Below are 22592 nucleotides of genomic sequence, written 5' to 3' on the forward strand. Positions count from 1 at the left end.
GAGACAATATAGGTTGTTGCCTAGAACTAAAGTTTGCCCCCTCGCACGCGCCCTGCTGCTCTCAGTTACGGCGCCCAAACCGGCAGTTTCGAGCTCCCAGGTTTATCGATGATGATCGCTAGGCTTTGCTTGGCCCGAGTAGCTGCAACATAAAAGGCAGCCGCTGATGTTGATTCCAAACAGATCTGTTTCTGAATGAAGGACTTTATTGGCGCAGTAGGCATGATTAGCACACGCTCGAATGTGGCGCCTTTCGACACTTTGAAGTTCATGAAGTCCAACGGGAACTCTTTGCCAGAAGCTATAGTGCTGCGTAGGCATTGAGGCCGGTACCGCTCAATGTATTGGTCGACATGTTTGGAGTGCAGCAAGTACACGCCATCATGCTCAGACGCTACGTGGTTCTCTGACGTTGTTTCTGGAAAGCCCCATGACGCATCAAAAATGGAATCAGAGAATGTCGCGATCTCAGTTCGGCAGCGGTAAGTCGTGGTCGCATACTCAATGCTAAGCAGCCCTCCCTTTTCTCGTGCAAGGAACCATTCAAGTGCACCTGCATACCCATATTGTTTATTTTTCTGTCCCCGTGGGTTTGTTGAGAGCACCGCTTGGCGCACGTCACCAACCATGCGGACGTCGATCCGCGACTCAAGTAATTCATGGACGATTTCCCAATCGTAGCCACTGAGATCTTGTACCTCGTCGATCAGAATTTCGTCGTAGAGGCACTCAAGTCTGCGTCTCAACGCTGGAGTGGCCGCCATAAGCTCCCGCGCGAGGCGGCCGAGTTCGCATGCGTAGATCTGGTTGCTACCATCCATAAATCTCTGCTTGTCCTTCGCGTACATGCTAGGGCGACCTTCGAAGTTGAAGCCCCCTACCCGCTCCCCCGGGAATTTGAATGGCAGGAACGGTTTTACAAAGTGGCGAAGCAAGAATGTGTACCAGCCCAGAACCTCGAGGTTGTGGCGATCGCCGACCTGGAAGCCGAGGCGATGGATCAGTTCCTGCTGATTCGTCTGGGTGAACGTGACAATGAGCACACGCCGATCGGTAGGCAACACTTTGCAGTGATCGACCAGCCCTTGAGTTTTTCTACCACCCGCGACAGCCAAGGTCAGAAGGTTAGGCATTGTGGATGAACTCCGCAGCGGCCTTCATGTAGGCCGGTGGGCTGAGTACCTCAGTCGAGTCAGCCAGTCGAATTGCCCCTTCTGTTTTCTCGCGCGCCATCCAGGTCAATAGGGTCGCTGCTGCAGTGATACCGAGCATCTTGCGCAACTGAGACTCGCCGTTCGCGGTGATGAGCTAGGGTTCGAGCGTGGTGCCGTCAGCGACGGTGCCGATGAACAGCTCTCTGCGCTTCACGTCCAGCCACTTTAGAACCGGAGTACGTAGGTCGATTGGGTCAACGCCGTCGTTGTCGCGCATCACTGCTACAGGTTTGTTGATCGCTGCGCAAAGCTCAAGGCATCGCGCCAGTGCCAGTCCACGCATGCTGATGACATCTATCCCGTGGGCCATCGGGCGTGCGCCGAAGCAATCGTTGTAGACGCGTTCGAATATGATTTCGTCGGATGGCCCCTCGACCAAGACGACTTTTTTCGCTAGCACCAAGCGGAGGGTGTCGTAGCCAGGCAGCTTCTGAAAGTAGCTCACTGTATCCGGATCAAGTTCTGTGATTTTGGACGCACTATTGCGGTGAAGAAGCAGCAATGCATCGAGGCCGAGCCGGTTCAACACGTAGGTGCTATGAGTCGAAATGAAAAGCTGCTGCTCTTCCGTCGCCAGATCTTCAATGCGATTGAGTAGCGTTGTTAGGCTGGTGTGAGATAAATGGTTTTCAGGCTCCTCGATCATCACGATGTTCGCCCTTGAGGAATGACGCTTCATTGCGAGAGAGATCTTGATCGCAGCCTGTTGACCCTGGCCTGCCATCGCAAACGGTAAGCCGTCGACGTGTGGAGTGACCACGCTTTCCCAAGATGTGCGGGATGTCTGATCCATGGCCAGCGCCATGGGCTCTTCCTGGAGCGCTGCGCCTAGACCCGAAAGTCGCTTGTTCACCGGTGCCAGCGCGCCATCTGTCATGGACGCTTTGATATTGCGGTAGTCCAACGAAATCTCTGCTTTCTCGGATGACTCCAAGTGATCGCTTAGGATTTGGCGAAGATGGTAGTCGACGCCGGCGGCGGATTTGACCGTACGGGAGTCGATGGTGGCCACCGAGAGCGCTCGCGGCCGTCGTGTGAGTTCATTATCAGCGAACGACCGCCATTCGTAGGTGTAGTACTCAACGGGGAGGAGCGGAGAGGGATTTTTAAGCCATTCATCCAGCTCATCCTTGTACTCCTCGTTGGGGAAGATGGAGAGAAAGACACCAGGACAAGCGTTCGTTGGAACGTCGGCATTCACTGCGCCCAGCAGTCCCTGGAGATCTTCCGTGTCCTGCAGATAGAGCTCGATGAGAATCTGTGGGAGTGCCGGCTTCATTCCAGCCCTTCTTAGTGCAAGAAAGTCAGCCACAATCTCGGTGTTGAACCAGTGAGGATTCAGCTCCTCCATGATTCCTCTGCCACCGATCCGCCCGTTGAGCGCCAGCGAGATGGCCTCCATTAAGGTGGATTTACCGGCGTCGTTGTCTCCGACCAGGATGTTCACGCCCGGGTTGGGCTTTAGCAGGAAATCTTTGTAGATGCGGTACCCACGGATGCGGATCTTGGTGATCACGTTCGACGTTCCTTGGCGAATTGCTGCTATATGGCGCTTTGATGGCCGTGTTGCCTGATGCTATAAGCGAAGCGGCACGTTGTCGACTCCGTCGTGCTCTGCTGTACGCCCCCTACTTTCACTGCTCCACCAGACAACCTAGCGCACAGGATTTCGCATGACCACCCATTACTACCCAAGCCGTAAAGCATTTATCGAATCCTTGGGAGCCACGTGTAAAAACTGGACTTGGAGTTGGTCGTTTGTGAATCATCAAGAGCGCAAGGTCATATTCGGTGCTTGGGACATTCATATGAACGGCGACCGTACACTCATACTTTGCGAGGGGTGGGAGATAAAGAAGGGGCGGCGCAACAATGTCGAGCATCTCAGGTTAGTCGCCGAGCAGGGATACGAGCTTTATACATTCAAGATTACGCACTCGGACGAACTCCAGGACGAGGACGGCGTAGGCCCTGCAAAGATCAAACATTTTGAACGATTTATCACTCGCAAATGGCTGCTTCAGCAGGAAGGTCAATGGTACGCGTGTGAAGAAGTACCTATCCCTGCAATCCCCGAAGAAGTCAGTCATCCTGTGCTCTACCTAGAGGGGGCACTGCGAGAGGTGAAGGTCAACGCATACGAGCGCAATGCTCAGGCCCGGGAAGCATGCATTCGGCATCACAAGGCCGTGTGCGCAGCTTGTAAATTTGACTTCGGCTCGGTCTACGGCGAGATCGCGAGAGGGCTTATCCATGTTCATCACATCGTACCCCTGAGCACGATCGGCGTGGAATACGAGCTCGATCCAATAACCGATTTGATACCGCTGTGCCCCAACTGCCATGCAGTCGTACATCGTGGCGCCGAGGTCTTGAGCATAGATAAGCTCAAAGAATGCTTAGCCACGGCAAATGGGAGGATGCGTGAGCTAGAAGCACCCAATGCGCCGCACCGCCCGATCCCTAACCCTGCACAGTGATTTTAGGGATGTAACACCGCCACTGTTTCCGCCCGAGGTAATAATGTCGTTGTCCGTTTTAAGGTTCGCTAGGTCTAAAATACGCGACCATCACGTAAGTAAGTACGCCCTACTCCTGATTGCTCCTGTCGTTGTAAAGCCGTTGGATTTCACCCATGCCAAGCGGCCGATCCATTTGCGGCTGAATTTGCGATGACAATGCAAATTGCTGCCCTTTTCCACTGCTCGAACCATGCCGGCTGCTACCCACGGTCGTATCAACTGGGGGAGCAGCCCACGGAGGAAAATCCTAGACGACCGCACTTTCATTCACGAATGACTGAGCGAGATAGACGTTAAGACGGACTGGAGCCAGCGTCGATTTCGCGTTGACGTTTTCGCTCAAGATAACGCTTATGCATGATGGTCTCCCCTTGATCCTCCAGCCACTTCACGAATGCCGACACCTGAGAAACGGCATGCAAGAATTTCTCGGTAGTGATATGAATATGGGGTCGGTATAACCATTGCCGACTCTCACCATCGGATTCCTCAATCAAGCTTTTTTCCCGATCACTCACGAAAAAGGGGCTTGGCATCTTTTGAAGCGCGTCGTCAGAATATCGAGATGTCTCAAAAACCAATGAGTCAGGGTGCTGGATACTGTTTCTGGCCAGAACGAGTTCTTCAATCAAAGCGAAATCGAAGGGGCCATCCTCAAACCGGTCTGAGCCATGGGCCAAATAGAATGCCCGGTAGCCATTTGGCCACCCGCCATTTTTGAATGTTGATTTGAGTGAGGGCCCTGGGGCAGGCCCAAGCTGGCGTTCCCACTCAGTGAAGTACAGGTGTAGTGATGCAGCAATCATTAATAAACATGCGCTACCCAATACTTGCACTGACGAATCAGCCTCTAGCCATTCACTCAGATAAGCCGGCTCGCCATCTTCACTGTAGGGTGGAATGAAGGGGGCTTCCTCGTTCTCAATTTTCCTTTTGCGATCCTCAAACGGGTTGGCCCCATTCAGATAAAGCTGCTTGATGAAGGCAAGCCGCTGTTCAAGGAAGAACCGAATATCCATTTCGTTGCCCCGCTAGATGACAGAGATTGAATCGCCCCAGATTCTCTAGACACCTTGCAAGCTCATTGCGTAACGTTTTTCAAACTCTACCGGTGACAGCTGATTGTTGAAACCATGGCGGCGTTTTGGGTTGTAGAACATCTCGATGTAATCGAACACATCACTACGAGCATCTTGCCGTGAGGTGTAGATTTTCCGCTTGATTCGTTCCCGTTTCAGAAGCTGGAAAAAGCTCTCAGCCACGGCGTTGTCATGACAATTGCCTCGGCGGCTCATGCTGGCAACCAAATTATTTGCCTTCAAAAAACTGCGCCAATCGGAGCTGCTGTACTGGCTGCCCTGGTCGGAGTGAACCATCACCTCTTGTTTCGGTTTTCGCCTCCAAACCGCCATCAATAACGCATCAATGGCCAAATCACTGGTCATCTGCGACTTCATTGACCAGCCAACGACCTGACGAGAAAACAGATCCAGCACCACCGCCAAATACAGCCAGCCTTCATACGTACGAATGTAGGTGATGTCGGTGACCCAAACCTTGTTGGGTTCCACGACATCGAACTCGCGCTTCAGTAAATTGGGTGAGGCGACCGCTGGCTTACCGCCGTACTTTCCAGGGCGACGTCGATACCCTGTCTGAGAGCGCAGACCTTCAAGACGCATCAACCTCGCCACACGATGCCGACCACAATCTTCACCGACCTCGCGCAGGTCGTCATGGATTTTGCGATAGCCATAAACTCCGCCGCTCTCCAGCCACGAGTGCTTGATCAAACCGAGCAATCGCTGGTCGTCTTTAGCGCGTGCAGATTGCGGCTCAGACAACCAAGCGTAATAACCACTGGGATGGACTTTCAGCGTCAGGCAAAGCCGTCGAATGGAGTAGTCGCCCGCGCGCTGCTTGATAAAGGCGTACTTCAGCCGCACTCCTTGGCAAAGTACGCGGCGGCCTTTTTTAAGATGTCTCGCTCTTCAGTGACCCGCTTGAGTTCCGCTCGCAGACGACGCAGTTCAGCGTGCTGATCATCGTCTTGCTGCCGTTCTGCCTGAGGTTTGCTGTAGCGCTTTATCCAGGCATAGAGGCTATGCGTCGACACGCCAAGACGCGCCGCCACATCAGCGACAGGCAGCTTCTTTTCGATCACTTGATTGACCGCTCGGATTTTGAATTCTTCGGGATAACGTGGGTTGCTCATGGCACCTCCTGATTGGCCTCAGTTTAAGGCATGGAGGTGTCTACGAAACCTGGGGCGATTCATTTGTCCATCTGCAAGAGTGCAGACCTGCTCCCAAACTTTCTCGATAGTTGCTGCTTTCCCCGTATAGTGTAGGAGGCTCTCGATGATGATTGCCTCCATATTGGGTTCAAACACTGGCAAACTCGCTTTAGGGCCTGGTTTCTTCGATACAACGACTCCAAGATCACCCTTGCTCGCTTGTACTCGCCTCACAATCTTATAAAAACCAGACAGCGTAATTCCAAGTGCTTCTGCCGCAGTGAGAGCATTCATCTCTTTAGTTAAGTATGCTTCCACCGTCGGAATTCGTTCGTTTCCAATCAGCAGTCTCTCGATATCTTTTTGCGAGCTGTTTACATTAAGGAGCATATTGTCATGCTCCAATTCAATTTTTTTGGATTTAGCGGTCTCGCTCTTTCTAAATTTTTTTGCCACTTACATACTGCCTCTTAACGAAAGCTTCTGGGTACGAAGCGTCGATCGTAGATGACTGGCTTTAACTATCACTTCATGTTTTTAAAGAGCGGTGTTACCAACAGCGAAGCTAGTCTTACTTCCTGAAACTGCAGGGTAAACAATGTTAAAATGACATCATTTTTATTTTTCATTATCGAATATTGCACTTCAAAGAAAGGAGTTAAACAATAGTGATAAATTGCAGGCATTGATTTATATCGTTTTTTTTGCTTTACCAGCTTGAACAATTAGTGTATATTGACAAACTAAAATCAAGCCAAATTGTGTAGCACTCCAATAAGTTTTCTACATGGTTTTCTTTATAAAATCAAAGTCTAAAAAAGCACTCTCCTCCTCAGAATTTTCATGAGTTCAGAGCACGTTTTAGTAGTTCCAGATAGAGTTCAAAGCACTAACCAGCAGACAAGGTGTATGCGGTAAATGAGGAAAAAAACCTGCTTGTTTTTTGAAGTAACTCGGACAAAAACCGATTTTTTGTGTCCGCAATAGGGTTTGCTAACAAAAATACCCATTTAAAACAATGGTTTAGGATTTTGTCCGCAATTCGCAACGCTCACATCCATTTCCAAGCTCTACGCCTCGTCAAAGGTAAAGGCTTCCCCGATGACGACGTGAAGCATTTGAGATCTGCGTCACTTCACTGGTTGCGACACACCTCGGCGACAGCGGATGCCAAAGTGCGCGATCACATTGAGGATCTTTGAAATTTAATAGGACCTCTCTGGCACAGCAATCACGCTTCTGCCGGGCTTGGGCGACTTGGGGCCTCAGGGGAATCGACCGGACCAGTAACCGATGGTCGCGACACTCGGGCCGTTTTGCACCTCGGCTCACGTCCCTCATGCGTTACGGCTGGCCCTGGGCTCAGTGAGTACGGAGACCCTGCGTGAAGCGCTGACCACCCTAAAGCGGGTGGTCGGGGCCTATATCTGATCTCGCTTCACTCAAGTACGAAAACGAGACACGAGGTCGTTCAACTCGACCGCCAGACGCGACAGCTCGTGACTCGCCGCATTGGTCTGCAGGGCGCCAGCCGCAGACTGCGCGGACAGGTCACGAATGGCGACCAGGTTGCTGTCCACTTCACGGGCGACCTGAGCCTGCTCTTCCGCGGCACTGGCGATGACCAGATTGCGTTCGTTGATCTGGCCGATGGCAGCAAATATGTCTTCAAGTACCGCGCCGGAGGCTTGAGTGATTTCCAGGGTCCCTTGCGCACGCAGGGTGCTACCTCGCATCGAGTCGACAGCTTGCTCGGCGGTGGTCTGCACGCTGCCAATCATCTGCTCGATCTCGCGGGTGGACTCCTGGGTGCGATAGGCGAGCGTTCGCACCTCATCGGCGACCACGGCAAAGCCGCGCCCCGCTTCACCGGCACGGGCGGCCTCGATGGCGGCGTTGAGGGCCAGCAGGTTGGTCTGCTCCGATACCGCACGGATCACGTCCAGTACCTTGCCGATGTTGCGTACTTCGCCGGCCAGGTGCTGGATACGCTCTGCGCTGCCCTGGATTTCAGTTGTCATCAACTGAGTACCCGCGATGTTTTCGCGAACCTGTTGACGGCTTTTCTCCGACAGCGTGTTTGAAGCTGTCGCCGCTTGCGAAGTGGAGACGGCATTGCGCGCGACTTCTTCGACGGCGCTGGTCATCTGGTTGACTGCAGTGGCGGCTTGTTCAAGTTGCATGTCTTGTTGCTGCAGGCCACGGTTGCTTTCCTCGGTCACTGCGTTGAGCTCTTCGGCCGCCGAAGCCAGTTGGGTCGCGCAACCGGAAATCAGGATCAAGGTGTTGCGCTGGCTGGCTTGCATGCGCTGAAGCTCAACGAACAAGTCGCCGATCTCGTTGCGGCCCGGGGGCACGACCTCTTGGGTCAGGTCGCCGTTGGCGATGCGTTTGAAGTTCTCACCGGCCTCACGAAGCGGGCGCAGTACACGGCTGGAGATGAACATCCAGCAAATCACCGCCAGCGCCAGAGTGATACACGCCAGTACCAGGGATAGCCGCTTGGCGGTGGCCAGGCGTTCACTGGCGTCCCGGTTAATCTCAGCGGCACGGGCATCCAAGGCGCCGACCAGATTCACCCGGATTTCCTGAAGTTTGGTCATACCCTTGCCAGCGCTGATGTTGACCACGAAATACTGGTCCGCCGAGCGTGCACGGGTGGCGGCGCGCTGGCCGACGATGGCGTTGCCGTACTCGGCGAACGCGGCCTTCAATTCGTCGGCGAGCGCTTGAAGTTTCGAGTCGCGAATATCGGCCGTCGATGCATCGAGCTTGGCAATCGCGTCGTTCCAGATGCCTTCACTTCGCATCAGCCGGGCTTCCGCATCCTCAAATCGACCACCCACGGTTTCGATGAAGGCCGATGACACATTGGCACTGGTACGGATGGCCAACAGCAGTGAGTTATTGATGCCGTCAATCTGTTGTGAAGTATGTCTGAGCTCGTCGACCTGGTCATAGCTGCGCATTGCCGATGACCAGCTGTTGACGATCGAGAACATCAGCGCGATGACGAATAACACCAACACGCCGATCATGCCTGTGCGGACTTTCAAGTGTGCGAACATGGGGAATATCCCGACTCCGAATAGATTTTTGTAATACGCTATCTACGCCAAGGCGTTAAAACTTAAGCGGTTAACAGAGAACCTGTGCGATCACCGCACAGTTTGGAGGACGCTTGCCTTATATTTTTGCGTCCGCTCTTGGCCTCCGGTGTTGATGCGCATGCCCTTCCATATATTTTTCATCAGGCTGCCGATCGTGTAGCGTCCGTTGGATCCAAGGCAGTGCTCGGGCACAGATTCATTCGCCTCAGCGCTGTCCCCACACTTGGAAGAGAAAGGGCAAATCAAGCTGATCGCCGCGCAAATTCACCCTGCGCCGGGCGACTATGAAAAAAACATCGCCAAACATAGCGAAGTTGGGCCCATCAAGGAGGCGGTGGCCACCTACACAGCGCGAGCTGCGGAGAAGCTGCGAGCTCAAGGCTCAGTGTGCAAGAAGATGCGCTTGAGCGTGCGTACGGGCATGTTCAATCCGGACGAAGCGAAGTATGCCAACGGTGTCGTGATCGAGCTGCCCTACGCTACCAATGACACTCGGCTGATGTCGGTCATGGACTCGATCAACAGTCGATGGGGACGCGGGACGTTACGCACAGCGACAGTGCCGACTACACCGGAATGTGCTAAGCGGCGCGACTTGATGAGTCAGAGTTATACCACGCGGGTTGATGAGCTCTGGATAGCCAAAGCTCATTGATGAGTGTCGCGCGAGCTTGATTTAAGGCACGCGCGAGTTGGGGGAAGACCCCCAACCTGACAAGGCTTTTGAAAGGATTGTTGGTTAAACGCGAAAACGGCGAACCTGCGTATTTAATCCGGCAGCGAGCTGAGACAGTTCCTGACTGGCAATCCGGGTTTGCTCGGAGCCTGTGGCCGTCTGTACTGAAAGATCGCGGATTCTTACAATGTTCCTATCTACCTCGCGTGCGACCTGTGCCTGTTCTTCAGCCGCGCTGGCGATCACCATGTTCAAATCATCGATACCGGAGACTGACTGCGCGATTGTTGCTAAGGCCGAGTTTGCGGACTGAGCCTGAGTTCGCGTAAGACGGGCCTGCTCTGCGCTGGACTCAAGTGCATCGACAGTGCGTGCGGTACCGTCTTGAATGCTACCAATCAACGACTCGATCTCTCGGGTTGACTCGCTCGTACGGTGTGCCAATGCGCGTACCTCATCAGCGACTACGGCAAATCCCCGCCCTGCCTCACCCGCGCGGGCTGCTTCGATCGCGGCGTTGAGTGCAAGCAGATTGGTCTGATCCGACACCGATCGTATGACGTCCAGTACCTGGCTTATGTTGAGGGTTTTATCGGCCAAGTACTGCGCTTGCTCTCGGGCGTCCAAAACGTTCTCAGTTAGGGTTTCGATGGCCCCTAATGTTGCGCCCAACTGAGTCTGCCCTTCTCGGGCTGTTTCGGCAGCTTTTCTGGACTCTGTGGAAGTTGACGTTGCATTGCTAGCGACTTCCTCTACCGCTTGGCTCATTTCAGTAACAGCGGTCGCGGCCATCTCGATCTCGGTGTTCTGCTGCTGCAGTCCTAGTGCACTCTCATGCATGACTGCGGACATTTCCTCAGCCGATGCTGCCAGCTGAGTTGACGAATGACCCATGTGCGTAAGCGTCTCACGCAGATTGTTTTGCATTACCTGCATCGCCTGGAGGAGCTGAGCCGCTTCGTCGGTACCGCGTACATCGAGTACTTGCGTGAGGTCCCCATCGGCGATGGTTCTGGCGACCTGAACCGCCTGAGTGATTGGCTGCGCCAGGCTTGCGGTGAGCCGCCATGCCAAGAGCAGGGTAAGAGCCACCGCCAGCGTGATCGCAATGCCGGTTACCAGCTGTGACTGCGAGTAAGTCGAATCGGACGCTATTGCAGCGTTTTTGATTGCAGTCTCATTTATCTTTCGCAGTGCTTCCGTGCCCTCGTTCATTTTTGCACCGACAGACGCCATTTCGTCACTGATGACAAGACGAGCCTGATCGATCTGCCCCATGGACATCAGGTTTGTAAGCTTGCCAAGCAAGCTGAGATAGCTCGTGTAATGCTGTTGCAAGGCTTCCAGTTGCCTACGTTCTTCATCACTGCCCACAAGTGGCTCATAGCGTTTGAAGCTGCTGTTCACCAGACCGGATATACCGTCTATCTTGCTCAGGATGGCGGCGCGACTGGCAGCGTCAGGCATTGCGACCATACGCAGTGCCTCTATGCGCGTGCGGGCCAGTTGCAAGGCTAAGTTGTCGGCCTCGACAATACTCGGAATGCTGTTGTTCTCAAGCGCTAGTCCCTGCGCACGAATGTGTGACAATTGATTCAATCCGAACAGGCCAACGCTAAGCGTGAGCACTATCAGGACGCCAAAGCAGGCAAGGCTGCGGTAGGCAATTTTCAGGCTTCGAAGATTCATAGCAGGGCTACATGAGGGATTTATCGGTTATCGACTAGCCCAAGATTCTCAATAGATCCTATATATGAAGCTTTTATGACAGAAAGTAACAGCATGTGTGTAGTGTCGATGAACAGCCGATAGAGACGAGGGGCGCTGCGTATGGCAACGGCTGGTGATGCTGACCAAGTGGCGCCGGTTGCATGACTGGGACAGTCCCACCGAGGCGCCGCCGGTGAAAACCTTGCTGCGTGAAGCCCGCAAATCACAGTCGCGGCAAGGCGTGGCGGTACGTAAGAAAACCGCGGTGGCGCTCGAGCCCCTGCTGCGATGCTCGCGACCTGCGAGGATGGTGCGCGGGATCCGCGACCGCGCCCTCCTCCTCTTGCCTGGAACAGTGGCGGTCAACGACGTTCTGAAGTGATGGGCCTGCAGATCGGTGACGTGCGCCGACTGAATGCCGACACCTGGTTCTCCGCCCTGGGAGTGTGCAGCGGCCGATTGGGCAGCACAGCCTTCAATGTCGAGCCATCGCGAACGTCGTTGGCGTTTGCGCTTGAATCATAATTGGCGCACTCCCGGAACCTAAAGATTTGCTAGGATCGGCCGATGATTCAGAAATGATACGTTTTGCTACATTTCCGTACCAATGGCGTACTGCGGACATCTCATGAGGCATATACGTTGAACATCAACACTCAGCTCTCCAATTTTAGCTACACGCCAACGGTCGTCCCTGCGCCCAGGCCTGACAGTGCCAACGTCACAGATGAATCGCTTGAGTCGTCTTCTGCAGCTACAACTGCAATTCCTGCCGAAGGGGTAAAGGTCTCATTGTCTGAGGCGAGTATTCAGAAATCTGCCGACGACAAGAAGCCACAGGCAAAGTCGAATGCCGATATCGAATCAAGCGGCTTACCAGACCAGACGCAAAAAACCCTCAAGATGATCCGCGAGTTGAAGCGACAAATTGAGGAGAAACAGCAGGAGTTACAGGCGCTTATGGCGGATCAGAATATGGATCCCGAAATCAAAAAATCCAAAGTCGGCGCATTGGTAACGGAGATCGCGACCCTCAGCGCTGGCCTCGCGACCGCCAACAACGCCCTGGTAAAACAGGCACGCGAGAATAAGATATCACCCGACGAGTTGCAGCAGGCCCAACAACTCGCGGCGAAGTGATGTCGCGAAGTCCTCATAAAAAATAACTTACTTTCTCTGCGCGTTAACCAGCGTGTTACCTACTGCATAGACCGTACAAGGCAACCCCTTTTTTGCGAGTGTCATCTTCTCGCAGCGAGTTAGCGCTTTTTTGCCTGCTTGATCCTGACTGCGATGCCCCCCGCTCCAGGCCCAGACACCTGCTCCATTGGTCGCGAAAGCTTTTTCATACACCTGGCTGTTCAGATATTTTTGAAAAGACGCTTTCCCTGATGTGGCCAAGCCCTCGGGCGGGTCCAGATCCGGGACAGGTGCAGAAATGATCTCATCACTCGGCAGCCTGTTCTTATCCAGAAAATCAGCCACCCTGCCCCACCATATTTCTTCAGGCGCCCATTCAAAGAACGTGTGACCATCCTCACCAAATACGGGAGCCTGGAAAAACTCTCCACGTCCTCCATGATCGATGTAGCTTGCAAAAAACTCTTCGCCGAGTGGCAGTGGAAATACTTTATCGTTGGTGGCGTACATCCATAAGGTAGGCAGTCGTGAGAGGCTTCCGTAAGTTTTAATAGCCGCTAGAAGTTGCTCCTTGCCACAAACCTTGCCAGCCCCCTTGGCCCCGCGCCCACCGTCGAAATTTATTATCGCCCGTACGCCCGGTGGATTGGACGCGCCCGCTGCCAGCACCGAGAATCCTCCGGACGATACACCAATCAATACGGCCTCATCCGGTAATGACCAGGGCGCCCCCTGAATGGCTTGCAATGCTGCAATGAGATCATCAGCTGCAATTCTGCCGGCCCTGGCATGATGGGGACTGAGGCATGTTCCATCACGCTTTTCGCTGACACCTGACGATTGTCCATATCCCTGACGCATTACCACTACCGCTGCATAACCATGACGGGCAAATACGGTAGCCGCAGATGAGAAAAGATTGGGGCTTTTGGTGCGATCGCTCGAATCACCGTTAGTGCCATGAGTGATCAGAGCAACTGGCCAGCGCCCCGGCTTCTCTGGCCGCGTGACAAAAGCATCGAGAAGCGCACTTGAACCATCGGGCAAGCGGACGCTGAGCAGCAAAGGCTCTCTGATCAAACCATCAATGTGCGCATTGGCTATTAACGATAACGCTTCCCCTTGTGGCACTTCATTCATCAGGAGGAAAGTTCCGACGCCAGCCGCCAATACCAGTAACAGCACAGCGATCGATGCATTTTTTAACGCCATGCCAGAATCTCCCCGCAGAATGCGCGCCTCACTGGCGCACTATGCCCGCATTGATGCAAAAAAACGCCTCCTTCGCAAAATTGGTTCACAGACCTGCGAACCAATCCTCTTCCAAGCCTGGAACCGATCAGCCGAACCTTTGAGCATTGGCGCGCCAGGCTTGATCGCCTGCAATTGTGAGACGTCCTGCAACTGGAAGTTGATCGAACCAATTTTCATTGGCATCGCTCTTGCACCGGTCCCTTTGCCCTGAATGTCTGCGTGTAGGCAGCTCAGGGCATCTTTTTCTGGTCTGGTGTGAGTACCACGATGCAAAGGTTCGATCCTGACGTCCCCATCGACAACTCTTCGAAACTGGCACTGGATGCCTTGCGGCAGATCGTCGCTCAGCATGCGGCATTTCCCCTGCGGGCGCTGCCTACTGAACGGGGTCTGGCTGTCGATTTCGGGGTTAGCCGACGGGCAATTCGTCGGGCCCTGTCGGTGCTGGAAGCCGAAGGCCAGATCTGGCGGCGGCAAGGTAAAGGAACCTTTGTCGGACCTACACCACCCAGCGCTGCCATGAGTTTCGCCCGGCTTTCTGGCCGGACCAATTTCAGCGAGGTCATGGAAGCGCGTCTGCACCTGGAACCGGCACTTGCCTCACTGGCAGCGGTGCGGGCCAATGGTGAGCAGATGGCGATTTTGCGCCGCCTTGCCGAGCGCACCACTCGCCAGCAGGTCGCCGAGCAGACTGATGCCGAAGGCATCGAGCTGTGGGACAGCGCCCTGCACCGTGCAATTGCCGAAGCTGCGGGTAATCGGCTGATGCTGGATATCTTCGAAATGCTTGATGCGATCCGTCTGGACCCTACCTGGCGAGATTTGCGCCAGCGGGCGCGTAACGCCGACCGCCTCGACACTTACAGCCATGATCACGACGACATCGTCAGCGCTATTGAAAGCCGCGACCCGATCAAGGCCGCCACGGCCATGCGCGGCCATTTACGGGCGCTGCAACAGGCGCTGGATAACGTCATCAATCAAGACCTGGAGGCCAGCTTATGAGCGCCATCGCCCATCTCACAGAAACTGGCGACAGCACGGTGCTCAGTGTCAGAGACCTGACCGTACGCTTCGCCGGTGCGCCCGCCAACGTTGTCGACGGTTTGTCGTTTTCCGTCAAGCGCGGCAAGACCCTGGCCATCGTTGGCGAGTCTGGCTGCGGCAAGAGCGTGACCTCAATGGCGCTGATGGGACTTTTGCCTGCGACTGCCCAGGTCGGCGCACACGACTCTCTGCTGATCGATGAAGCCTTGCTGGGCATGTCCGAAGAACGCCTGCTGGATGTGCGTGGTAACCGCATGGCGATGATTTTTCAGGAACCGATGACTTCCCTCAATCCGGTTTTCACCATCGGTGAGCAGATCGCCGAAAGCGTGATGCGTCATCAGGGCCTTTCAGACAAGGCTGCCCGGCAACGGGCGCTGGAAATGCTGGAAAAAGTCCGCGTACCGGACGCTCGCCAGCGGCTGGACGCCTACCCGCATGAACTCTCGGGTGGCATGCGTCAACGGGCCATGATTGCCATGGCGCTGGCCAATGATCCGGCGCTGATCATTGCGGATGAGCCGACCACAGCACTGGATGTAACCATTCAGGCGCAGATCCTCTCGCTGATCGCCAACTTGCAGGGCGAGACTGGCACAGCGATGATTCTGATCACCCACGACCTGGGCGTTGTGGCCGAAGTCGCCGATGACGTCATGGTGATGTACGCCGGTCGCGTCGTTGAAAGCGGCCCGGTTAAAACCCTGTTCGACGATCCGCAGCACCCATACACCATCGGCCTGATGGGCTCGATGCCATCGATTGGTCCTCGTGAAGGTCGCCTGGCAACGATTAACGGCCGAGTGCCGACGCCGGCAGAAATGCCAAGCGGCTGCCGTTTCGCCGGCCGCTGCCCGTTTGTGATCCAGCAATGCCGAGACGAACGCCCGCCGCTGCTTGAGTTGTCTCCCGGACACTTCGCCGCGTGCATCCGTGCGCCTTTGGAACAGCATGTGGGAGTCAGTGCGTGAACCTTTCCAGACCAGACATCGCCGGGCGCGTCAGCCCCGACAGCAACGCGCAGAAACCCATTCTGGAAGGCATCGGCCTGAGCAAGCACTTTACCGTGCAAAGCGGCCTTTTGCAGCCGAAGAAGCCGCCGGTACAGGCTGTCAATGAGGTCAACCTGTCAGTCCGCAAGGGTGAGACGTTGGCATTGGTAGGCGAGTCCGGCTCGGGTAAATCCACCCTTGGCCGCTTGCTGCTCAACCTGCTGCAACCGACTGCGGGTGACGTGATTTACGAGGGCCGCAACCTGGCCAACCTGACACCGGAAAAGCTGCGTCAGGTACGCCGTGACTTACAGATCATCTTTCAGGACCCGTTCGCCTCGCTGAATCCACGCATGACCGTGGAATCCATCGTTGGCGAACCGATCTGGCTGCACAGCCAGGCCAGCCGCAGCGACCGTCAGGCCAGGGTCGCAGAGTTACTGCGCACAGTAGGTCTTGCCCCGGAACACGGTGGCCGACATCCCCACGAATTCTCCGGGGGGCAGCGCCAGCGCATCGGCATTGCCCGCGCACTGGCTTCCGAACCGCGCTTGATCCTCGGTGACGAGCCGGTTTCGGCGCTGGACGTTTCAGTGCAGGCGCAAGTGGTCAATCTGCTGGAAGACCTCAAGCACCAGTTCGGCCTGACCCTGGTGATTGTCGCCCACGGACTGGCCGTGATCCGCCACATGAGCGACCGCGTGGCGGTGATGTACCTGGGTGAAATCGTCGAACTGGCGCCGGTCGACGCGCTGTTCGATAACCCTTTGCACCCTTATACCCAGGCGCTGATGGCCGCTGTGCCGGTCAGCCACCCTGACCTGCGCCAGCCGCGTTCGCTCCTCGGCGGCGATATGCCCAGCCCCAGCCGCCCGCCTTCGGGCTGCCGTTTTCATACCCGATGCCCGCATGCCCGTGCGCTGTGCAAGGAAGCTGTGCCGGTGATGGAAACAGTCGAGGCCGAACGTCAGGTGGCTTGCCACTTCTGGCGTGAAATCGCCAACGCAGGCAGCGCCACGCTGATCCTTCCGACACCCAGCGCTGCCTACACCCAGCGCCTGAATCTGTTCAAGCATCATCAATCCCTTGCAGTGGAGAGCCAGCCATGAGAATCGCACGCGTCGTGACAGGAACATTGTTATTGCTGGCCGCCAACGCTGCCTTTGCCGAATCGACGTTGCGCATCGGCATTCAGGACGATCCCGATGTGCTTGATCCGCATCGTTCGCGTACCTACTCCGGCCGTCTGGTCTACACCGCGCTGTGCGACAAACTGGTGGACGTCAACCCGGACCTGACTTACTCGCCGCAACTGGCCACCGCCTGGAACTGGAGCGAAGACGGTAAAACCCTGACCATGACGTTGCGCGAAGGCGTGACGTACCACGATGGCGAACCTTTTGATGCCGCCTCGGTGAAGTTCAACCTCGACCGCGCCCGCACCCTCCCCGACTCGCTGCGCAAAAGCGAGCTGGCCTCGGTGGACAGCGTCGAGGTGATAGACGCAAAAACCGTCGCCATCAAGCTCAAGCAGGCCGATGCCACGCTGGTTTCACAGCTGTCGGACCGCGCCGGAATGATGCTCGCGCCGAAAGCTGCGCAAGGCGAATTCGCCTCCAACCCGGTCTGCTCCGGCCCTTACAAATTCGTGCAGCGCGTGCAGCAGGATCGAATCGTGCTGGAGCGTTTTGACAAGTACTGGAATAAACAGGCGTATCACTTCGACAAAGTGGTGTTCCTGCCGATTCCGGATACCTCGGTGCGCCTGGCCAACCTGCGCTCCGGCGACCTGGATATCATTGAGCGTGTTGCACCAACCGATGTGAAAACGGTCAAGGGTGACAGCAAGCTGGCGATCTACAACACACCCGGCCTGGGCTACATGCAACTGATGTTCAACATCGGCAACGGGGAAAAAGCCAACTCGCCGATCGGCAAGGACAAGCGCGTACGCAAGGCATTTGAGCTGTCTATCGACCGCGATGCCATTAACCAGGTGGTGTTTGAGGGGCTGTACGCCCCTAGCGCTCAGCCGTTTCCGAAAAACAGCCCGTATTACGACAAGGACCTGCCGATCCCGGCCCGCGATGTCGAGAAAAGCAAGGCGCTGCTGGCGCAGGCCGGTGTGAAACTGCCGTTGGCGGTTGACCTGAAAGTGGCCAACAACCCTATCGCGCAACAGGTCGGGCAGATCATTCAGGCCATGGCTGAAGAAGCGGGCTTCAAGGTCAACCTGATTGCCACTGAATACGCGACGATGCTCAGCGAACAGGCGAGCGGCAATTTCCAGATTGGCATGAGCGCCTGGTCGGGCCGCCCTGATCCGGATGGCGATATCCATCAGTTCGTGACCTGCAAGGGTGGCCAGAACGACGGCAAATACTGCAACGCCAAGCTCGACGAGCTGTTGAACAAGGCGCGCACGGTCAACGACGTTGCACAACGCCAGGCGCTTTACAACGAAGCGCTGCGTTTGTTGGCCGATGAAGTACCGACCGCCTACCTGTATTTCGACCCGCGAATCATTGCCATGCGTAACAACGTGACCGGTTTCGTCCCTAACCCGGACGGTCTGATTCGTCTGGCCAATGTCGCGTTCAAGCCATGACTGACGGGCGCACCTGCGAGGTTCCGGTATGCTGATGTTCATCCTGCGACGCCTGCTCAGCTCGATACCGACGCTGATTCTGGTTTCGCTGTTCGTCTTCACCCTACAGAAGCTGCTGCCGGGTGATCCGGTGCTGGCCATGGCCGGGGAAGAACGCGATCCGGCGGTCATGGAATACCTGCGCGACAAGTACCGGCTCGATGACCCGATCCCGTTGCAGTACCTCAACTGGGTCGGCAACGTATTGACCGGCGACCTGGGCACATCGCTGCGCACCGAGCAACCGGTGACCACGCTGCTGGCGTCGAAACTGCCGGTGACTATCGAGCTGGCCGTGCTGGCCCTGCTGATTGCGCTGTTGATCGGCGTTCCCACCGGGATCATTTCGGCGGTGCGCAAAGGCACCGCCGTGGATTACGGCGCCAACGTGGTGGCGCTGTCGGGTATTTCCATTCCGCACTTCTGGCTGGGCATTCTGCTGATCATGATCTTTGCAGTGAAACTGCAGTGGCTGCCCGCCTCCGGCTTCGTGCCTATGGGCGAGGATTTCGGGCAAAACCTGAAGACCTTGATTCTGCCAGCCTTCGTACTGGGTGCCGGGCTGTCGGGGATTCTCATGCGTCACACCCGCAGCGCCATGCTGGAAGTATTGCGCACTGACTACGTCCGCACCGCTCGGGCCAAAGGACTGTTCCCGCGCACAGTGATTCTCAAGCATGCGTTGCGCAACGCGCTGATGCCCATCGTCACCCTCACGACACTGCTGTTTGGTGAATTGCTTGGCGGCGCGGTGCTGACCGAGCAAGTGTTCAGCATTCCGGGCTTCGGCAAGATGATCGTCGACGCTGTGTTCAACCGCGACTACGCCGTGGTGCAAGGCGTGGTGTTGTGTGTCGCGATTGGCTTTCTGCTGTTGAACCTGCTGGCCGACGTGCTCTATCGCTTGATCAACCCACGCCTGAGGAGTGCCTGATGACCGCTATTGCCAGCCTGCCGCATAGCGCGATCCTGCCGCGCAGTCGCTCGCCTTTTCTGAAGAAGTTCCTCGCCAACAAAGGCGCAGTGATTGGCGCGGCGGTGTTGCTGCTGTTTGTCCTCGCGGCCATTCTGGCCCCCTGGATTGCGCCCCATGATCCGCTAAAGGCCAACTTTCTCGCCGTACGCAAAGCCCCCTCGCTGATCTATTGGCTGGGTACCGACGAACTGGGTCGCGATCTGTTTTCACGCTTGCTGTATGGCGCACGCAGTTCGCTGCTGGCCGGTGGTGTTTCGGTAGCCATCGCCATGCTCATCGGCGTGCCGCTGGGCCTGCTGGCCGGGTACTTTGGTGGCAAGCTGGACATGCTTATTTCACAGGTCATGGAAGCACTGTTGTCCTGTCCGTTTCTGGTGCTGGCCATCGCTTTGGGCGCCTTTCTCGGCCCAAGCCTGAGCAACGCGATGATTGCCATCGGCCTGTCCGCCATGCCGATCTTTGCCCGCCTGACCCGCGGCCAGGTGCTGTCGATCAAGCACGAGGATTATCTGGAGGGTGCGCGCGCCATCGGTCTGCCGGATCGCTGGATCATCCTGCGTTACGTGCTGCCCAACGTGATGTCGCCGCTGGTGGTACAGGCAACGCTGACCATCGCCTCGGCAATTCTGGCCGAAGCCAGCCTGTCGTTCCTTGGCCTGGGTCAGCAACCGCCTTCGCCATCGTGGGGCTCGATGCTCAATACAGCGAAGAATTTCATGGAGCAGGCTCCGTGGATGTCGATCGCGCCAGGTGTGGCGATTTACATCACGGTCCTGTGTTTCAACCTGCTGGGTGACGGCCTGCGCGATGCGCTGGACCCCAAGGGCTAAACCTTTCGTCTTCTGCCAAGAGAAACGCTTATGTTCGATGATCTGGATTACAACCAACCGTACGCGTCGGCCCGCTCGCCGGTGATGGGCAACAATATGGTCGCCTGCTCTCAACCATTGGCCGCTCAGGCCGGGCTGGACATGCTGCGCCGTGGCGGCAATGCGGTCGACGCCGCCATCGCAGCGGCCATGGTGCTGACTGTGGTAGAGCCCACCGGCTGCGGCATCGGCAGCGATGCCTTTGCCATCGTCTGGGACGGCAGCAAGCTGCAAGGCTTGAACGCTTCCGGCCGCGCGCCACAGGCCTGGACACCGGAATACTTCGAAGGCCAGAGCCAGATGCCGCAACGCGGCTGGCCTGCGGTCAGCGTGCCGGGGGCAGTGTCGGCCTGGGTGGAGCTTTCGGCACGCTACGGCAAACTGCCCTTCGCGACCCTGGCCGAACCGGCGATCGGCTACGCCCGCGATGGCTATCAGGTCACACCGATTATCGCCGAGCTGTGGAAACGCGGCTCGCACCTGCTCAAGGATCAACCGGGCTTTGCCGAATGCTTCATGCCGGGTGGCAAAGCCCCCTTGGCCGGAGAAAAAATCCAGCTCAAGGACCACGCCCGCACGCTGGAACTGATCGCCCGGACCAAAGGCGAAGCATTCTATCGCGGCGAACTGGCACAGGCGATTATCGCCCATGCCAACGCCAATGGCAGCGTGATGAGTCTCGACGATCTGGCGACGCACACCGTGGACTGGATCGATACGCTGTCGGTGCCATACGCGGGCGCTGTGGTTCACGAGCTCCCACCAAATGGCCAAGGCATTGCTACTCTTGCCGGCCTGACCATGCTTGAAGCGCTGGGCGTCGGCGAGCACCCGGTGGACAGCCTTGAGACGGTTCACCCGGTGCTGGAGGCGATGAAAATGGCCCTCGCCGACCTCGACGAACATGTGGCCGATAGCGAGCACATGCGCGTCCCTTCAGAGGATTTACTGAGTAAGGCCTACCTGATGGAGCGCGCGGGACTGGTCACTGATCAGGCCGCCAATCCCGGGCATGGCTCGCCAAAACCGGGTGGCACGGTGTACCTGTCAGCGGCGGATGAAAGCGGCATGATGATCTCGTTCATCCAGTCCAACTACATGGGCTTCGGCTCGGGCGTCGTTGTACCCGGCACCGGCATCAGCATGCAGAACCGTGGCGCAGGCTTCTCGCTGGACCCGCAGCACGTCAATTACGTTGCGCCGCGCAAACGCCCGTTCCACACCATCATCCCTGGCTTTGTCATGAACTCAGACGGCACACCGCTTATGGCATTCGGGTTGATGGGCGGCCCGATGCAGGCGCAGGGCCACTTGCAGATGATGATGCGCATCCTGCGCTATAAGCAAAACCCGCAAGCCGCTGCCGATGCGCCGCGCTGGAGGATCGAAACCGGCTTGAAAGTCGCGGTGGAGCGTGCGTTTGACCCTGATGTGGTCAGCGCACTGCGTGCAAAGGGTCACGACATCGATGTCGAAGAGCCGAGCGGCGTATTTGCCTTTGGCGGTGCGCAGATTATCCAGCGCACGGCGCATGGCTATGTGGGCGGGACCGATCCAAGGAAGGATGGAATTGTCGCGGCTTATTGACCAAAAGTAGCGGCTCGGCCAGCGCAGCAGGGCATTGACTGTTTCAATCGGCTTCGCTGGCCTCGCCTCGCCACTCAAAAGATCGGACCTTTCCAGCGCACAGGCGTCCAAGCTTGAGATTGCCACTCATCTGACGCCCTACAGCGTTTCAACCCAGGAAAAGCCATGACCTTTTTGATCTTCCTTCTAGCCTGCAGCGCCGCCGCAGCAACCGGCATCATCTTCAAGCCAGGAGCCTGGTACGAATCCCTTCAGAAACCGAGCTTCACCCCGCCAAACTGGGCATTTCCGGTAGCGTGGACCGTGATCTACCTGCTCCTCGCCTGGGCAGGGTATCGCCTGACGCTGCTCCCCGGCAGCCAGATCGTGCTTGCCCTGTGGGCTGCTCAGATTGCACTGAACACGTTGTGGACACCAGTATTTTTTGGTGCGAACCGCATTGTCGCTGCGATGGTGATTCTTGCTTTGCTGTGGATTGTTGTCGCCACAATGATCGTAATGGCCTTGCAGCTGGACATCATTACTGGGCTGATTTTGTTTCCCTATCTGGTGTGGCTCTCGGTGGCAGCGGCGCTGAACTTTTCCATTCTGCGCCACAACAGATAACCGTCC

At 56.4% G+C, this 22592-nt stretch carries 19 protein-coding genes and 4 pseudogenes; 14 read left to right on the top strand and 9 right to left on the bottom strand.

All coding sequences use genetic code 11. The features are described 5' to 3' along the window. Nucleotides 1-65: 65 nt before the first annotated feature. Both RYA97_RS07310 and RYA97_RS07315 read right to left on the bottom strand, forming a co-directional pair. The gene (locus RYA97_RS07310; protein WP_316892031.1) at nt 66-1133 is read right to left on the bottom strand and encodes a UvrD-helicase domain-containing protein; all 1068 of its coding nucleotides are present in this window, start codon (nt 1131-1133) and stop codon (nt 66-68) included. A gap of 175 nt (nt 1134-1308) precedes the next feature. Next, complete coding sequence (locus RYA97_RS07315) at nt 1309-2730, bottom strand: ATP-dependent nuclease (protein ID WP_316892032.1); 1422 nt, start codon at nt 2728-2730, stop codon at nt 1309-1311. 157 nt (nt 2731-2887) lie between these two features. Between RYA97_RS07315 and RYA97_RS07320 the strand changes: the two genes are divergently transcribed. Continuing rightward, nucleotides 2888-3694 (top strand): HNH endonuclease, encoded by an 807-nt coding sequence (locus RYA97_RS07320; RefSeq protein WP_316892033.1) that lies wholly within the window; start codon nt 2888-2890, stop codon nt 3692-3694. A 335-nt stretch (nt 3695-4029) separates the two neighbouring features. Here the strand turns inward: RYA97_RS07320 and RYA97_RS07325 are convergent, their stop codons facing one another. From RYA97_RS07325 to RYA97_RS07335, 3 genes are all read right to left on the bottom strand, one after another. Continuing rightward, entirely contained in the window at nt 4030-4755 is a 726-nt protein-coding gene (locus RYA97_RS07325; RefSeq protein ID WP_016981794.1) for a hypothetical protein, read from the bottom strand. Nucleotides 4756-4800: 45 nt separating this feature from the next. Further along, a protein-coding gene (locus RYA97_RS07330; RefSeq protein ID WP_086003976.1) for an IS3-like element ISPsy29 family transposase occupies nt 4801-5951 on the bottom strand; the annotation gives its coding sequence in 2 pieces (ribosomal slippage) (nt 4801-5717 and nt 5717-5951; 1152 coding nt in all). A gap of 18 nt (nt 5952-5969) precedes the next feature. After that, a complete protein-coding gene (locus RYA97_RS07335) occupies nt 5970-6428 on the bottom strand; it encodes a hypothetical protein (protein WP_016981798.1) in 459 nt (152 codons plus the stop codon). A 608-nt stretch (nt 6429-7036) separates the two neighbouring features. Between RYA97_RS07335 and RYA97_RS26405 the strand changes: the two are divergent. Together RYA97_RS26405 and RYA97_RS26410 are read left to right on the top strand one after the other, a co-directional pair. Then, nucleotides 7037-7156, top strand: a pseudogene (locus tag RYA97_RS26405) (site-specific integrase); the annotation flags it as partial. A 112-nt stretch (nt 7157-7268) separates the two neighbouring features. After that, a pseudogene (locus RYA97_RS26410) lies at nt 7269-7403 on the top strand (PLP-dependent aminotransferase family protein); the annotation flags it as partial. Between the two features lie 11 nt (nt 7404-7414). Here the strand turns inward: RYA97_RS26410 and RYA97_RS07340 are convergent. After that, entirely contained in the window at nt 7415-9040 is a 1626-nt protein-coding gene (locus RYA97_RS07340) for a methyl-accepting chemotaxis protein (protein WP_016981800.1), read from the bottom strand. 265 nt (nt 9041-9305) lie between these two features. On the opposite strand from RYA97_RS07340, the gene RYA97_RS07345 reads away from it, so the two are divergent. Then, nucleotides 9306-9737, top strand: coding sequence for a DUF4113 domain-containing protein (locus RYA97_RS07345; protein ID WP_005777282.1), 432 nt, complete (start codon nt 9306-9308; stop codon nt 9735-9737). Between the two features lie 84 nt (nt 9738-9821). On the opposite strand, the gene RYA97_RS26415 is transcribed toward RYA97_RS07345, so the two are convergent. Both RYA97_RS26415 and RYA97_RS26420 read right to left on the bottom strand, forming a co-directional pair. Next, complete coding sequence (locus RYA97_RS26415; RefSeq protein ID WP_410478503.1) at nt 9822-10694, bottom strand: methyl-accepting chemotaxis protein; 873 nt, start codon at nt 10692-10694, stop codon at nt 9822-9824. After that, a pseudogene (locus tag RYA97_RS26420) lies at nt 10677-11447 on the bottom strand (MCP four helix bundle domain-containing protein); the annotation flags it as partial. The pseudogene RYA97_RS26420 and the gene RYA97_RS26415, both read right to left, overlap by 18 nt. Nucleotides 11448-11586: 139 nt before the next feature. Here RYA97_RS26420 and RYA97_RS07355 point away from each other — a divergent pair. Next, nucleotides 11587-11984, top strand: a pseudogene (locus RYA97_RS07355) (integrase); the annotation flags it as partial. Between the two features lie 126 nt (nt 11985-12110). Next, on the top strand, nt 12111-12608 hold the full coding sequence (locus RYA97_RS07360; protein ID WP_005777289.1) for a hypothetical protein: 498 nt from the start codon (nt 12111-12113) through the stop codon (nt 12606-12608). 27 nt (nt 12609-12635) lie between these two features. Here RYA97_RS07360 and RYA97_RS07365 read toward each other — a convergent pair whose 3' ends face one another. Then, nucleotides 12636-13820 carry a dienelactone hydrolase family protein gene (locus RYA97_RS07365; RefSeq protein ID WP_005777291.1) on the bottom strand — a complete coding sequence of 395 codons (1185 nt, stop codon included), beginning with the start codon at nt 13818-13820 and terminating at the stop codon, nt 12636-12638. 309 nt (nt 13821-14129) lie between these two features. Between RYA97_RS07365 and RYA97_RS07370 the strand changes: the two genes are divergently transcribed. From RYA97_RS07370 to tspO, 8 genes are all read left to right on the top strand, one after another. Further along, nucleotides 14130-14867, top strand: a complete 738-nt coding sequence (locus tag RYA97_RS07370) for a FadR/GntR family transcriptional regulator (RefSeq protein WP_005777295.1) — start codon at nt 14130-14132, stop codon at nt 14865-14867. Further along, nucleotides 14864-15880, top strand: a complete 1017-nt coding sequence (locus tag RYA97_RS07375; RefSeq protein WP_005777297.1) for an ABC transporter ATP-binding protein — start codon at nt 14864-14866, stop codon at nt 15878-15880. Before RYA97_RS07370 ends, RYA97_RS07375 begins: the two co-directional genes overlap by 4 nt. Further along, nucleotides 15877-17010 carry an ABC transporter ATP-binding protein gene (locus RYA97_RS07380; RefSeq protein WP_016981811.1) on the top strand — a complete coding sequence of 378 codons (1134 nt, stop codon included), beginning with the start codon at nt 15877-15879 and terminating at the stop codon, nt 17008-17010. The genes RYA97_RS07375 and RYA97_RS07380 overlap by 4 nt, the downstream gene beginning before the upstream one ends. Continuing rightward, nucleotides 17007-18509 carry an ABC transporter substrate-binding protein gene (locus RYA97_RS07385; RefSeq protein ID WP_029240982.1) on the top strand — a complete coding sequence of 501 codons (1503 nt, stop codon included), beginning with the start codon at nt 17007-17009 and terminating at the stop codon, nt 18507-18509. The genes RYA97_RS07380 and RYA97_RS07385 overlap by 4 nt, the downstream gene beginning before the upstream one ends. A gap of 28 nt (nt 18510-18537) precedes the next feature. Beyond that, entirely contained in the window at nt 18538-19482 is a 945-nt protein-coding gene (locus tag RYA97_RS07390; protein WP_016981817.1) for an ABC transporter permease, read from the top strand. Beyond that, a complete protein-coding gene (locus tag RYA97_RS07395) occupies nt 19482-20354 on the top strand; it encodes an ABC transporter permease (RefSeq protein WP_316892035.1) in 873 nt (290 codons plus the stop codon). Before RYA97_RS07390 ends, RYA97_RS07395 begins: the two co-directional genes overlap by 1 nt. 30 nt (nt 20355-20384) lie before the next feature. Then, nucleotides 20385-21980, top strand: a complete 1596-nt coding sequence (locus tag RYA97_RS07400) for a gamma-glutamyltransferase family protein (RefSeq protein ID WP_016981819.1) — start codon at nt 20385-20387, stop codon at nt 21978-21980. A 165-nt stretch (nt 21981-22145) separates the two neighbouring features. Further along, nucleotides 22146-22586, top strand: a complete 441-nt coding sequence (gene tspO / locus RYA97_RS07405) for a tryptophan-rich sensory protein TspO (RefSeq protein WP_005777309.1) — start codon at nt 22146-22148, stop codon at nt 22584-22586. Nucleotides 22587-22592 lie beyond the last annotated feature (6 nt).

Origin of the sequence: Pseudomonas syringae group sp. 26L6 (assembly GCF_032587815.1) — a bacterium.
In the GTDB taxonomy this organism is placed as follows: domain Bacteria; phylum Pseudomonadota; class Gammaproteobacteria; order Pseudomonadales; family Pseudomonadaceae; genus Aquipseudomonas; species Aquipseudomonas amygdali.